Origin of the sequence: Asanoa sp. WMMD1127 (assembly GCF_029626225.1) — a bacterium.
GTDB lineage: Bacteria > Actinomycetota > Actinomycetes > Mycobacteriales > Micromonosporaceae > Asanoa.
Window position 1 is genome coordinate 4,378,318 of sequence record NZ_JARUBP010000001.1, and the last position, 12,642, is coordinate 4,390,959.

The window sequence follows — 12,642 nt, forward strand, 5'->3', positions numbered from 1 at the left end:
GGTGTGACGAAAAGTCTCCCGGCCCGGGTGGCCGGCCGGCAAACCTCGAGCCATGACCGACATCCACGTCCGGCCTGCCCGGTCCACCGATGCCCTGCTGCCCGCCTACCTCGCCGCGTTCGCCGACGAGGCCGTCCTCTCCTGGGTGTTCCCCGACCCGGGCGATGCCGCGCCCCTGCTGCGCGCCCTGCTGGCCGGGCTCGCCGACGACCAGATCGTGCTCGCCGAGCAGGCCGACGGCGCGATCGTCGGAGTCTCGGTGTGGCAACTCCGGCCAGGCCCCGACCCGGCGGTGCCGGTGGTCGACGCTCCGTGGGCGCGCCGGTTGGCGGCGATCTACGAGACCGTGGTCGTCGCCGACGAACCGCACGTCTATCTGGCGTCGATGGCCGTGCGGCCCGACGCCCGCGGTCGCGGCATCGGCGGCCGGCTGCTCGCGGAGGGTCTGCGCCGGGCGGATGCCGCGGGCCTGCCGACCCATCTCGAGGCGTCGACCGAGCGCAGCCGCCTGCTCTATCTGCGCCACGGTTTCACCGACCACGGCCGGCCGTTGCCGCTGCCCGAGGGCGGTCCGGTGCTCCGGCCGATGCGCCGGCCACCGGCCTGATCTCCCGGGATGTTCCGGAAGTTTCGCGGGCGCCTGATCGACTGGGCGAGCACCGATCCACGATGGACACAGGAGGAGCAACATCGAACTGCGCCACTGCATCTCATTGACGTACGCCGCTGTTAATCGTAGCGTGTGGGAAATCTTCCGGAAGAGTTTCGAGATGTATCGGGGCTCTTCTCGAACGAACCATGCCGGCGCCAGCCGGGGTCGTCGCGTGCGGCGGTCCGGGCCGATGGCGGCTGTCCGGATCACGTGGGAAGGGGACGACGGTGGGCCAACCGACGGGTGGCACGCCGGCCATGGTCGAGGATCCGGCACCACCGCCGCGGTCGGAAACGGCCGGCGCCACCCCGCCCGGCCGGCTGCGCCGCGACCGCTTCCTGCTGCTCGCGATGCTGCCCGGCCTCGGGCTGCTGCTGACGTTCCACTACCTGCCGCTGCTCGGCAACGTCATCGCGTTCAAGGACTTTCAGCCGTACCTCGGTCTGGTCGACAGCCCGTGGATCGGTTTCGCGAACTTCCGGGTGATCACCGAGGGCGACCCGCTCTTCCTGACCGCCCTCGGCAACACCTTGGTGATCATGCTGCTGCAGATCGGCATCGTGTTCACCCTGCCGATCGCCCTCGCCCTGCTGCTGGACAGCCTGCTCTCCGAGCGGCTCAAGCGGGTGGTGCAGACGATCCTCTACCTCCCGCACTTCCTGTCGTGGGTGATCGTCATCTCCATCTTCAACGAGCTGCTCGGCGGTAGCGGGCCGATCAACACGTTCCTGCGGCAGCACGACCTCGGCACGATCGACATCATCGGCAACGCCGCCGTGTTCAAGGAGCTGATCACCGGTCAGGTGCTCTGGAAAGAGGCCGGCTGGGCGATGATCCTGTTCCTGGCGGCGCTGTCCCGGATCGACCCGGAGCTCTACGAGGCGTCGGCGGTCGACGGCGCCGGACGCTTCCGGCAGATGTGGCACGTCACGCTGCCCGGGCTGCGCAGCGTCATCGTGCTGCTGCTGATCCTGCGGCTGGGCGACGCGCTGACCGTGGGCTTCGAGCAGATCATCCTGCAGCAGCAGGCGGTCGGCATCCAGGCCAGCGAGGTGCTCGACACCTACGTCTACAACAACGGCATCGTGCAGAGCGACTGGGGCGTCAGCGCCGCCGTCGGTCTGGTCAAGGGGCTCGTCGGCGTCGCCCTGGTGCTCGGCGCCAACCGGCTCGCGCACGCGTTCGGCGAGCCGGGCCTCTACCGCCGGGAGGTCCGATGAAGGGCTCGGCGACACCGGTGCCCGTACGGGCCCTCAAGGGCGTGTTCCTGACCGTCTGCTGTGCACTGATCATCGTGCCGTTCGTCGGCATCGTCTCGACCAGCCTCGCCACCCGCGAGCAGATCGTCCGCTCCGGCGGCTTCGTCATCATCCCCGACGAGGTCACCTTCGCTGCCTACCGCGCGCTGTTCACCGGCGGCGTGGTGCCCCGCGCGGTCGCGGTCAGCGTGTTCATCACGCTCGTCGGCACGGCGCTGAGCCTGGCCAGCACGACCCTCCTGGCGTACGGCCTGAGCCGGCCCGGATCGTTCGCGCACCGGCCCGTGCTGATGGTGGTGGTCGGCGCGCTGCTGTTCACCCCGGGCATCATCCCCGGCTATTTGACCATCGACCTGCTCGGCCTGATCGACTCGTACTGGGCGGTCATCCTGCCGGCCGTGGTCAGCGCGTTCAACGTCGTGATCCTGCGGGCCTTCTTCATGGAGATCCCGGCCGAGCTGGTGGAGAGCGCCCGCATCGACGGTGCGTCCGACGGCCAGATCTTCGCCCGCATCGTGCTGCCTCTCTCCAAGGCCGTGCTCTCCGTGGTCGGCCTGTTCTACGCGGTCGGCTACTGGAACGCGTTCTTCAGCGCCCTGCTCTATCTCAACGACGCCGCCAAGTGGCCGATCCAGCTCGTGCTCCGCACCTATGTGGTCAACCAGCAGCAGCTCGGTGTCGACCAGATCGGCACCGGCGACCTGCCGCCGCAGGAGGCGCTGCAGATGGCGATCCTGGTCGTCTCGATCGTGCCGATCCTGCTCGTCTATCCCTTCATCCAGCGCCATTTCACCAAGGGCGTGCTGGTCGGGGCCGTCAAAGGATGACAAGGAGATCCCGATGAGCTACCTGCACAGACCCGTCAACCGTCGCACCCTGCTCACCGGCGCCACCGCGCTGGCCGCCGGCTCCGTGCTCGGCGGCTGCGGTGGCGACGGCGGCGGCAACGACAACACCGCCACGGCCAACCAGAACGTCAAGCTCCCCGCGTACGTGCCGTCCACGGTCGTCAAGCCGGACCTCGCCGGCAGCGCCAACGGGCTGCTGAACGCGTTCCGCGCCTACCCGAACCCGCCCGTCCAACAGTTCAGCGCCCCACCGCTGGAGGGCGGCACGGTCTCCGCTTTCGTGCTGACCGGCTCGCCCGTGCCGCCGCCCAAGGGCAACAACCCGTTCTGGCAGGAGCTCGACCGCCGGCTCGGCACCGACCTGCAGCTGACCATCACCCCCAGCGCGGAGATGGCCACCAAGTTCTCCACGCTGATCACCGGCGACGACCTGCCGGACCTGATCGTGCCGGCGCTGTTCCTGCCCAACGGCGTGCCGGCCGGCATCGGCAACCTGCCACAGTGGATGGCCGCCAAGTGCACGGACCTCACGCCGTACCTAGGTGGCGACGCGGTCAAGGAGTTCCCCAACCTGGCCAACATCCCGAGCGCGGCCTGGAAGCAGTGCGTCTACAACGGCGGCATCTACGGCGTGCCGGTGCACCGCGGCGTGGCCGGGACGCTGATGTTCCGCCGCGACGACATCGTCGCCAAGCTCGGCATCGACCCCGACCCCACGAGCTTCGCGGAGTTCCGGGACTTCTGCCGGCAGGCCACCGACGCCAAGGCCAACCGGTGGGCGATCGTCAACGCCGGCGGCCTCATGCACCTCGTCCAGCAGATGCTGGGGGCGCCCAACGGCTGGCGCTGGGACGGCGGCAAGCTGACCAACGTCGTCGAGACCGAGGAGTTCCGCAAGGCGCTGTCCGATGTGGTCGCCCTCTACAAGGACGGCGTGGTGCACCCCGACAGCTTCGCCAACAACGCCCCGGTGAAGCGCTGGTTCAACGCCGGCGAGGCGGTGCTGACCGCCGACCGCTACACCGCCTGGCCGCAGTTCTACGCGGAGAACATCGCCGGACCGGAGTTCGCCATCAGCGGCATGCGGCCGCCGAAGTACGACGGTGGCGGCTGGGCGCCGACCTGGCAGTCCAGCGCCGGCTCGATCAACAACTTCACCGTGTTCAAGAAGGCCGACGAGGGCCGGATCCGCGACCTGCTCAAGCTCTGCGACTACCTCGCCGCGCCGTTCGGCACCGCGGAGTGGCTGTTCCGGCGCTACGGGCAGGAGGGCCCGCACTACACCATGCAGAACGGCGGTCCCGTCTACACCCAGGCCGGCGTCAGCCAGACCGCGCTGGGCATCCGCTACATCGTCGACGCGCCGGACACGATCTTCATCCCCGGCCGGCCGGAGGCCACGCAGGCGTCGTACGACTACCAGAAGACCATCATCGACACCTCGGTGGCGGACCCGGTGGTGGCCAACAACCTGTTCTCCGACGAGTGGTCGCGCAAGCAGCCGACGCTGGGCCAGCTCGTGCTCAACGGCCAGAACGACATCATCGCGGGCCGGCAGCCGCTGAGCCACCTCGACGAGGTGATCGCCAACTGGCGCTCGCAGGGCGGCGACAAGGTCCGCGGGGAGTTCACCGAGCAGCTGCAGAAGTCCGGCATCCGATGAAGGTCGCGCTGGTCGGCACCGGCACCATCGCCCGGATCCACGCCGAGGCCCTCCGGGGTCTCGGCGACCGGGTCGAGATCGTGGCCGGCGTCGACGTCGACGGGTCGCTGGCCCGCGCGTTCTGCGCCACGCACGGGATACCCCACTCCGGGACGGACCTGGCCCGGGTGCTCGAGCGGACCCGGCCCGACCTGGTGCACGTCTGCACGCCGCCCGGCGCGCACCTCGAGGCGGCCCGCACCGCCCTGGCGTACGGCGCGCACGTGCTCGTCGAGAAGCCGCCCACCCTGACGCTGCGCCAGTTCGCCGAGCTCGAGGCGGCGGCCGGCCACAGTGGACGGCACGTGGCGACGGTGTTCCAGCACCGGTTCGGCTCGGGCGCGCGCCGGCTGCGGGCGCTGCACGAGTCGGGCGTGCTCGGCCGGCCGCTGCTGGCCGTCTGCCACACCACGTGGTTCCGCTCGCAGGAGTACTTCGACGTCCCGTGGCGTGGCCGCTGGGACACCGAGGGCGGCGGACCCACGATGGGCCACGGCATCCACCAGATGGACCTGCTGCTGGCCATCCTCGGCGAGTGGACCCAGGTCAGCGCGCTGGCCCGGCGGCAGGCCCGCGACGTCGACACCGAGGACCTGTCGCTGGCCCACGTGAGTTTCGCCGACGGCTCGGTGGCCAGCGTGGTCAACAGCGTGCTGTCGCCCCGCGAGCAGAGCTACCTGCGGTTCGACTTCGCGCGGGCCACGGTCGAGCTGACCCACCTCTACGGGTACGGCGAGGACGCCTGGCGGGTCACCCCGGTCGCCGGCCACGAGGAGGCGGTGCTCAGCGCCTGGCACGGCGGGGAGCGCGGCGTGCCGAGCGGGCACCGGGCCCAGTTCGCCGCGGTGCTCGACGCGCTGGCGGCGGGGGAGCGGCCACCGGTCACGCTGGCCGAGGCGCGGCGGACGATGCGGCTCGTCGCGGCTATCTACGCGTCGGCGTTCACCGGCCACCCGGTCGGCCCGGGCGACCTCGGCCCGGGTTCGCCGTTCCACGAACGGATGCAGGGCGGCGGACCGCCCTGGCGGATCGTCGCGCGGCAGGAGGTGGCATGACAACCGAGCCGGGGCACGCCGGGCTGGCCCTGACCCACGAGCACGACCGGGCGCTGCGGGTCAGCTGGCGCGACCGCGAGCTGTTCCGCTACGTCTACCGACCCTGGGACGACCAGCGCGAGTCACCCCGGCCCTACCTCCATCCGATGTGGACCCTCGACGGGCGGCCGGTCAGCCTCTACCGGCCGCACGACCACGTCTGGCACAAAGGCCTGTCGCTGGCCCTCTCCAACGTCGGCGCCGACAACTTCTGGGGCGGCCCGAGCTACCTGCGGTCCTACGGCGGCTACGCCCAACTGCCCAACAACGGCACGCAGCGGCACGACGGCTTCTCCCGGCTGGTCGCGGACGCGTCCTGCGTGGGGGTCACGGAGGAGCTGACCTGGCTGGCCGAGGACGGCCGCGCGGTGTTCGCCGAGGAGCGCACGCTGGACGTCGTGGCGCTGCCGGACGACAACGCGTGGCGGCTCGACCTGACCACCGCGCTGCGCAACACCTCCGGCGCCGAGCTGGTCATCGGCAGCCCCGAGACCGAGGGTCGCGCGGGCGCGGCGTACAGCGGCCTGTTCTGGCGCGGCCCACGCAGCTTCAGCGGCGGCACGGTCCGCATCCCCGACGCGGAGGGCACCGACGAGCTCAACGGCGCGCGGGCGCCGTGGATGGCGTTCACGGGCCGGCACGACGGCGACGGCGAGCACGCGACCCTGCTGATGGCCGACCAGGACGGGCCCACCGCCTGGTTCGCCCGCAGCGAGGTCTACGCGGTGCTCTGCCCGGCCGCGTTCGCGGAGGTGCGCCGGGTGGGCCCGGACGAGACGCTGCGCCTGGCCTACCGGGTCGTCGTCGCCGACGGCGACCTCGACCACAAGACCTGCGCGAGGCTGGCCGGATGAGCCTGTTCCCCGGCGGCACCGGCGTCACCCACCTCTCGGTGTACGACTGGACGGGCCCCGACGGCCTGCCCGGCGGCTCGGCCCACGTGCACCTGGTCTGCACGGAGGGTTATGTGGTCCTGGAGGGCCGCGGCCGCCTGCAGACCCTGGGCGCCGACGGCTACGCCGAGACCCCGCTGACCCCGCTGACGGTGGCCTGGTTCGCTCCGGGAGTGGTGCACCGCCTGATCAACGACGGCGGCCTGCGCATCCTGGTGGTGATGCAGAACGCCGGCCTGCCCGAGGCGGGCGACGCGGTGCTCACGTTCCCACCGGACCACCTGACCGACGCGCCCACCTACCAGGCCGCCGCGGCCCTCCCACCCGACGACCCGGCCGCCGGCGCCCGGCGCCGCAAGGACCTGGCGGTCGACGGCTTCCTGGCCCTGCGCGCGGCCGTGGAACGCGACGGCCCGGAGGCGCTGGCGGCCTTCTACCAACGCGCGGCGGCCCTGGTCCACGACGAACTGCCGGCCTGGCGGGACCGCTGGCAGAACGGCCCGTTCGCGGCCGCGAACGCCACGGGCCACCAACTGGCCCGCCTGGCCGAGGGCGGCTTCCACCACCTCCACGACGGCCGTCTCACCGTCCTGGGCCCACCCCCGACCCCCACCTACGGCATGTGTGGGCGGTTGCTCACCTATCCGACCTGAGCCGGTGTGCGCGCGGGCTGTGACGGCGCGCCTATAGTCGGCCGGGTGCGGCACGAGACGGTCTTCGACCAGCACCGCTCCAGGCTCACCGCGGTCGCCTACCGCGTGCTGGGCCGGTGGAGCGACGCCGAGGACGTCGTCCAGGACGCCTGGTTGCGGTGGAGCGGCGTCGACGTCGACGAGATCGACAATCCTGAGGGCTATCTCGTGCGGGTGACCACCCGGCTGGCCATCGACCGCCTGCGCAGCGCCGCGGCGCGCCGGGAGACCTACGTCGGGCCGTGGCTGCCCGAGCCCATCCTGACCTCGCCGGACGTGGCCGACGACGTCGCCCGCGAGGAGTCCGTGTCGCTGGCGATGCTGCTGGTGCTCGAGTCGCTCTCGCCGCTGGAGCGCGCCGTCTTCGTGCTGCACGAGGCGTTCGGCTACAGCCACACCGAGATCGCCGACATCGTGGAGCGCAGCCCGGAGGCGGTGCGCCAGACCGCGGCCCGGGCCCGGGAGCACGTGCGGGCGCGGCGGCAGCGCTACGACACCGACCGGGCGACCCGGCGGCGGGTGACCGAGTCGTTCCTGTCGGCCAGCGCCGGCGGCGACCTCGCCTCGCTGATGGCGGTGCTCGCGCCGGACGTACGCCTGGTCTCCGACGGTGGCGGCCTGGCGCCGGCGCCGCGCAAGGAGATCGTGGGCGTCGAGCTGGTGGCCCGGGCGTTGATCACCTTCGCGGGTCGCATGCCGCCGGAGCCCCGGATCGTCCTGACGGAGGTCAACGGCGGTCCGGGCGTCGTGGTCTACTCCGGCGACGAGCCGGCCGCGGCCGTCGTGCTCCATCTCGTGGACGGCCGGGCGCAGGAGATCCACCTGGTCAGCAACCCGGAGAAGCTCGGCGCGCTGCGCGGTCTGTGACCCGGGCCACAGCGGCTCACGGTTCGCGCGCGCCGCCCCGTCCGGGGGGCATGACCGACACGAAGCAGGTACTCGTCATCGGCGCCGGCTACACCGGCGTGCTCACCGCCCTCGGCGTGGCCAGGCGGACGAAGGCCCGGGTCACCCTGGTGAACCCGTGGGACACGTTCACCGAGCGGCTGCGGATGCACCAGACCGCGACCGGCCAGCGGCTCGCCGCCCACCGCATCGCCGACCTCGTGCGCGACACCCGGGTGACCTTCGTCCAGGGCTGGGTGACCGGCATCGACACCGCCGCCCGGACCGCCACGGTGTCCACCATGGACAGCCCCATCCCGTACGACATCCTGGTGTACGCCGTCGGCAGCACCACCGACACCAGCCGCGTGCCCGGCGCGACCGAGCACGCCTTCACGCTCAACGATCCGGACACGGCGCGGCGGATGGCCGACCACCTGACGGCCAGCCGCAGCTTCCTGGTCTGCGGGGCCGGCCTCACCGGCATCGAAGCAGCGACCGAGATCGCCGAGTCCCACCCCGACGTCCGGGTCACGCTGCTGAGCCGGGGCGAGCCCGCGGAGATGATGGGCCCGAAGGCGCACGCGTACCTCATGGGCGCGTTGGAGCGGCTCGGCATCACCGTCCGGTCGGGCGTGACCGTGACCAAGGTGCTGCCCGACGGGGTGGAGCTCGACGACGGCGAGTTCGTGGCCGCCGACGGCTGCCTCTGGACCACCGGCGTGTCGGTGGCGCCCCTGGCCACGCGGGCCGGGATCGCCACCGACGCGACCGGGCGCATCGTCACCGACCCGACGCTGCGGTCGGTCTCGCACCCGGAGGTCTGGGCCGTCGGCGACGCCGCCGCGATCAGGCAGGCGTACGGCGTCATGCACGGCACCTGCCAGAGCGGCATCCCGAGCGCCGCCCACGCCGCCGCCAACATCGCGCGCGCCCTCCGGGGAAAGGCGGGCCGGCCGTTCCGGTTCGGCTACGTGCACCAGCCCGTCAGCCTGGGCCGCAAGGACGCCGTCATCCAGTTCACCTTCGGCGACGACACACCGCGGCGCTGGTTCATCACGGGCCGGCTGGCCGTCCGCTACAAGGAGACGGTCAGCAGCAGCCCCATCCCGACGTTCGGGCTGTCCCGGCGGCTGGCCCTGCCGCCCCGGATCCTGGCCACGACCGGGGGCCGCCGCAACCGCGGCACGTTAGCCGGCCCACCGGCCGGGTACTGACCGGACATGACGAGCCTGACGTACGACCGCGGCCGGCCCGCCCCGCACCGCTGGTGGGCCCTGCTGGGGTTCGCGTTCGCGGTCACCGTCGCGGCGGCGATCGGCGGTCTCGGTGTCTCCGGCACGACGGCGGAGTACCAGCAGCTGGAGCAGCCGGCCTGGGCGCCGCCGTCGGCCGTCTTCGGTCCCGTGTGGACGGTGCTCTACGCGACGATCGCGGTCGCCGCGTGGCTGGCCTGGCAGCGGGCGGGGTTCGGCCTGCCGCTGCGGTTCTGGGTCGGCCAACTCGTGCTCAACGCCGTCTGGACCCCGCTGTTCTTCGGCGCCGGCCGCTACGGGCTCGCCTTCCTCGACATCTGCCTGCTCTGGGTGGCGATCGGCGCCACGGTGGTCCTGTTCCACCGCGTGCACCGCGGCGCCGCCTGGCTGCTCGTCCCCTACTGGGCCTGGGTCACCTACGCCGCCGCCCTCAACCTCGCCATCTGGCGCCTCAACGCCTGACGTGGACGGCCCCGCGTCCGCCGCGTGAACAGCTGATTTCGTGTGATCCAACCGTCGGCGGCGCCAGTTGACCATGATCGCGAGCCCGTGGTGGACTGACCCCCGCCGGTCCTTGTTGCCAACACTATGCAATAGCCGGATCGGCGCAATATGCTACCGGCGACTTTGCCGCCACGACCCGTGACCACGGCGGACCTGGCGGCTCGTGCGCCTCGGGGAGGGGTCCATGAACGGTGTGGCGATGCACATCGCCAACGGCATCGTCAACGCCCAGGTGTCGGCGATCTTCGCCGCCATCGCGGCGGCGGCGCTGGCGATCTGCGTGTGGCGGGGACGGGCCGATCTCGACGACCGGCTGGCGCCCATGGCGGGCCTGGTCGCGGCGTTCATCTTCGCGGTCCAGATGCTCAACTTCCAGGTGCTGCCGGGCGTCTCCGGCCACCTGCTCGGCGGCGCGCTCGCCGTGGTGCTGGTCGGCCCCTGGGTCGGCGCGCTCTGCGTGGCGACCGTGCTGATCATCCAGTGCCTGCTGTTCGCCGACGGCGGCCTGACCGCGCTCGGCCTCAACATCACCAACATGGCGATCATCGGTACGGCGGCCGGCTACCTGCTCGTCGCCGGCCTGCTCCGGGTGCTGCCGAAGACGGCCCGGGGCGTGGCGATCACCGCGTTCGTCGCGTCGGTCGTCAGCGTCGTCGTCGCGTCGCAGGCCTTCGTGCTCGAGTACGCGCTCGGCGGCACCACCCAGCTCTCGCTCGCCACGATCGCCGGCTCGATGTTCGGCGCGCACCTGCTGATCGGCATCGGCGAGGGCATCATCGCGGCGGTCACGGTCGCCACCGTCGCCCGGGTCCGGCCCGACCTGGTCTACGCGCTGCGCCGGTTCCGCCGCTCCACCCAGCCGGCCGCCCGGCCGTCCGCGCCGGCCCCGGCCCAGACCGCCGGAGGTGCGGCATGAGGAAGCGACTCGGTTGGTTCATCGCCGGCGGCCTGCTGGTCGCCGCCCTGCTCGCGGGCGTCGTCTCCAGCTTCGCCTCGTCGAGCCCCGACGGCCTGGACGCCGCCGCCCGCGAGGGCTGCACGTTCGACGCCGACGACAACATCACCGGCGGCACCTGCATGGCCCAGCAGGAGCAGGACCACCAGCTCAAGGACAGCCCGCTGGCCGACTACGGCATCAGGGGCATCGACAACGAGTTCCTGTCGACCGGCCTGTCCGGCGTCCTCGGCGTGGCGGTCACCTTCGCGATCGGCGGTGGCGTCTTCTGGCTGGTCCGCCGCCGCGGCAACGACCAGGACAAGAGCGACGCGACCTCTGGAGTGACGGGCGCCTGATGGGTGCGGGGCACGCCCACCCGCTGCACCTCGACCACGACAGCCCGGTCCACCGGCTGCCGGCCGAGGTGAAGATCGTCGCGACCCTGCTGTTCACGATTGTCGTCGTGCTCACCCCTCGCGAGCGGTTCCTGGCCTTCGCCGGCTACCTGGTGCTGCTCGTGGGGGTGCTGGTCCTGGCCAAGGTCCCGCCGCTGTGGCTGGCCAAGCGGGCGACGATCGAGCTGCCGTTCGTGCTGCTCGCCGTCGCCCTGCCGTTCGCGGGGCACGGCGAGCGGGTGCACTGGCTGGGGATGTCACTGTCGATCGACGGGCTGCACGGCGCCTGGAACATCTTCGCCAAGGGCACCCTGGGCGTGCTGGCCTCGCTCCTGCTGGCCGCGACCACGACGGCCCGCGACCTGATCCTCGGGCTCGACCGGCTACGCTGCCCGCAGGTCTTCACCCAGATCGCGACGTTCATGCTCCGATACCTCGACATCCTCGCCGACGACGCCCGCCGGATGCGCGTAGCGCGCCTCTCCCGCGGCTATGACCCGCGCTTCCTGTGGCAGGTCAAGGCGTTCGCGGTGGGCGTGGGCGCCCTGTTCATCCGGTCCTACGAGCGCGGCGAGCGGGTCTACCTGGCCATGGTCGCCCGCGGCTACAGCGGCCGGCTCCCGCGCCCCGACGGCGCGGCCGCCACGACCGCCGACTGGGCCCGCTCGGCCACCCTCCCGATCGCCGCCGGCGCGATCGCCCTCGCGGCGGTGCTGTCATGACTGCGTCGTTGACCATCACGGACCTGCGCTTCGCCTATCCCGACGGGCGCGAGGTGCTGCACGGCGTCGACCTGACCGTCGGGGCGGGGGAGCGGGTGGCGCTGCTGGGGCCCAACGGCGCCGGCAAGACGACCCTGGTGCTGCACCTCAACGGAATCCTGCACCCGGGCTCCGGCTCCGGCGGCGGCACCGTCGACGTGGCCGGGCTCACCGTCGACCCGACCGACCGGGCCGGCATCGCCGAGATCCGGCGCCGGGTCGGCATCGTCTTCCAGGACCCGGACGACCAGCTGTTCATGCCGACCGTGGCGGAGGACGTCGGCTTCGGCCCGGCCAACCTCGGGCTCAAGGGCGACGCGCTGCGCGAGCGGGTCGACGAGGCGCTGGCCGCCGTCGGCATGAGCGCGCACCGCGACCAGGTGCCGCACCACCTCTCGTTCGGCCAGCGCCGGCGGGTCGCCGTGGCGACCGTGCTCGCGATGCGCCCGGAGATCCTGGTCCTCGACGAGCCGTCGTCCAACCTGGACCCGGCGAGCCGGCGGGAGCTGGCCGAGATCCTGCGGTCGCTGCCGGTCACCGTGCTGATGGTGACGCACGACCTGCCGTACGCGCTGGAGCTGTGCCCCCGCTCGGTGATCCTCGACGGCGGCCGGATCGCCGCCGACGGGCGGACGGCCGACCTGCTGAGCGACGCGGAGCTGATGCGCGGCCACCGCCTCGAGCTGCCGTTCGGTTTCGACCCGGCGCACACGGCCGCCAGAGCATGAGAATGGGGAGCCTGCGCGCGCAGGCTCCCCATCCGA

General features: G+C 72.2%; 14 protein-coding genes. All 14 read left to right on the forward strand.

From position 1 onward, the window contains the following. The first annotated feature begins 52 nt into the window (after window positions 1-52). The 14 genes from O7635_RS20900 (at window position 53) to O7635_RS20965 (ending at window position 12,606) form a co-directional block, all read left to right on the forward strand. Window positions 53-607 (forward strand): GNAT family N-acetyltransferase, encoded by a 555-nt coding sequence (locus O7635_RS20900; RefSeq protein ID WP_278082136.1) that lies wholly within the window; start codon window positions 53-55, stop codon window positions 605-607. 272 nt (window positions 608-879) lie between these two features. Then, window positions 880-1,872: an ABC transporter permease subunit gene (locus O7635_RS20905; RefSeq protein ID WP_278082137.1), complete on the forward strand. Its 993-nt coding sequence runs from the start codon at window positions 880-882 to the stop codon at window positions 1,870-1,872. Further along, entirely contained in the window at window positions 1,869-2,738 is an 870-nt protein-coding gene (locus O7635_RS20910; RefSeq protein ID WP_278082138.1) for a carbohydrate ABC transporter permease, read from the forward strand. The genes O7635_RS20905 and O7635_RS20910 overlap by 4 nt, the downstream gene beginning before the upstream one ends. A 13-nt stretch (window positions 2,739-2,751) precedes the next feature. Next, window positions 2,752-4,422, forward strand: coding sequence for an extracellular solute-binding protein (locus O7635_RS20915; protein ID WP_278082139.1), 1,671 nt, complete (start codon window positions 2,752-2,754; stop codon window positions 4,420-4,422). After that, window positions 4,419-5,516, forward strand: coding sequence for a Gfo/Idh/MocA family oxidoreductase (locus O7635_RS20920; protein ID WP_278082140.1), 1,098 nt, complete (start codon window positions 4,419-4,421; stop codon window positions 5,514-5,516). Before O7635_RS20915 ends, O7635_RS20920 begins: the two co-directional genes overlap by 4 nt. Further along, complete coding sequence (locus tag O7635_RS20925; RefSeq protein ID WP_278082141.1) at window positions 5,513-6,409, forward strand: PmoA family protein; 897 nt, start codon at window positions 5,513-5,515, stop codon at window positions 6,407-6,409. Before O7635_RS20920 ends, O7635_RS20925 begins: the two co-directional genes overlap by 4 nt. After that, complete coding sequence (locus O7635_RS20930; protein ID WP_278082142.1) at window positions 6,406-7,101, forward strand: cupin; 696 nt, start codon at window positions 6,406-6,408, stop codon at window positions 7,099-7,101. Before O7635_RS20925 ends, O7635_RS20930 begins: the two co-directional genes overlap by 4 nt. Window positions 7,102-7,146: 45 nt before the next feature. Next, window positions 7,147-8,007 (forward strand): RNA polymerase sigma-70 factor, encoded by an 861-nt coding sequence (locus O7635_RS20935; RefSeq protein ID WP_278082143.1) that lies wholly within the window; start codon window positions 7,147-7,149, stop codon window positions 8,005-8,007. Between the two features lie 50 nt (window positions 8,008-8,057). Continuing rightward, window positions 8,058-9,242 carry an FAD-dependent oxidoreductase gene (locus O7635_RS20940; RefSeq protein WP_278082144.1) on the forward strand — a complete coding sequence of 395 codons (1,185 nt, stop codon included), beginning with the start codon at window positions 8,058-8,060 and terminating at the stop codon, window positions 9,240-9,242. Window positions 9,243-9,248: 6 nt separating this feature from the next. Then, the gene (locus O7635_RS20945) at window positions 9,249-9,743 is read left to right on the forward strand and encodes a TspO/MBR family protein (protein WP_278082145.1); all 495 of its coding nucleotides are present in this window, start codon (window positions 9,249-9,251) and stop codon (window positions 9,741-9,743) included. Between the two features lie 226 nt (window positions 9,744-9,969). Then, window positions 9,970-10,701 carry an energy-coupling factor ABC transporter permease gene (locus tag O7635_RS20950; protein WP_278082146.1) on the forward strand — a complete coding sequence of 244 codons (732 nt, stop codon included), beginning with the start codon at window positions 9,970-9,972 and terminating at the stop codon, window positions 10,699-10,701. Continuing rightward, a complete protein-coding gene (locus tag O7635_RS20955) occupies window positions 10,698-11,078 on the forward strand; it encodes a PDGLE domain-containing protein (RefSeq protein WP_278082147.1) in 381 nt (126 codons plus the stop codon). The genes O7635_RS20950 and O7635_RS20955 overlap by 4 nt, the downstream gene beginning before the upstream one ends. Beyond that, the gene (gene cbiQ, locus O7635_RS20960) at window positions 11,078-11,839 is read left to right on the forward strand and encodes a cobalt ECF transporter T component CbiQ (protein ID WP_278082148.1); all 762 of its coding nucleotides are present in this window, start codon (window positions 11,078-11,080) and stop codon (window positions 11,837-11,839) included. Before O7635_RS20955 ends, cbiQ begins: the two co-directional genes overlap by 1 nt. After that, entirely contained in the window at window positions 11,836-12,606 is a 771-nt protein-coding gene (locus tag O7635_RS20965; RefSeq protein ID WP_278082149.1) for an ABC transporter ATP-binding protein, read from the forward strand. Before cbiQ ends, O7635_RS20965 begins: the two co-directional genes overlap by 4 nt. The last annotated feature ends 36 nt before the right edge of the window (window positions 12,607-12,642 follow it).

What these genes read in the sequence shown, in the direction of transcription:
- O7635_RS20900 (WP_278082136.1), top strand. Translation starts at nt 53, where the DNA reads ATGACCGACATCCACGTCCGGCCTGCCCGGTCCACCGATGCCCTGCTG.
- O7635_RS20910 (WP_278082138.1), top strand. Translation starts at nt 1,869, where the DNA reads ATGAAGGGCTCGGCGACACCGGTGCCCGTACGGGCCCTCAAGGGCGTG.
- O7635_RS20915 (WP_278082139.1), top strand. Translation starts at nt 2,752, where the DNA reads ATGAGCTACCTGCACAGACCCGTCAACCGTCGCACCCTGCTCACCGGC.
- O7635_RS20920 (WP_278082140.1), top strand. Translation starts at nt 4,419, where the DNA reads ATGAAGGTCGCGCTGGTCGGCACCGGCACCATCGCCCGGATCCACGCC.
- O7635_RS20925 (WP_278082141.1), top strand. Translation starts at nt 5,513, where the DNA reads ATGACAACCGAGCCGGGGCACGCCGGGCTGGCCCTGACCCACGAGCAC.
- O7635_RS20930 (WP_278082142.1), top strand. Translation starts at nt 6,406, where the DNA reads ATGAGCCTGTTCCCCGGCGGCACCGGCGTCACCCACCTCTCGGTGTAC.
- O7635_RS20940 (WP_278082144.1), top strand. Translation starts at nt 8,058, where the DNA reads ATGACCGACACGAAGCAGGTACTCGTCATCGGCGCCGGCTACACCGGC.
- O7635_RS20945 (WP_278082145.1), top strand. Translation starts at nt 9,249, where the DNA reads ATGACGAGCCTGACGTACGACCGCGGCCGGCCCGCCCCGCACCGCTGG.
- O7635_RS20950 (WP_278082146.1), top strand. Translation starts at nt 9,970, where the DNA reads ATGAACGGTGTGGCGATGCACATCGCCAACGGCATCGTCAACGCCCAG.
- O7635_RS20955 (WP_278082147.1), top strand. Translation starts at nt 10,698, where the DNA reads ATGAGGAAGCGACTCGGTTGGTTCATCGCCGGCGGCCTGCTGGTCGCC.
- cbiQ (WP_278082148.1), top strand. Translation starts at nt 11,078, where the DNA reads ATGGGTGCGGGGCACGCCCACCCGCTGCACCTCGACCACGACAGCCCG.
- O7635_RS20965 (WP_278082149.1), top strand. Translation starts at nt 11,836, where the DNA reads ATGACTGCGTCGTTGACCATCACGGACCTGCGCTTCGCCTATCCCGAC.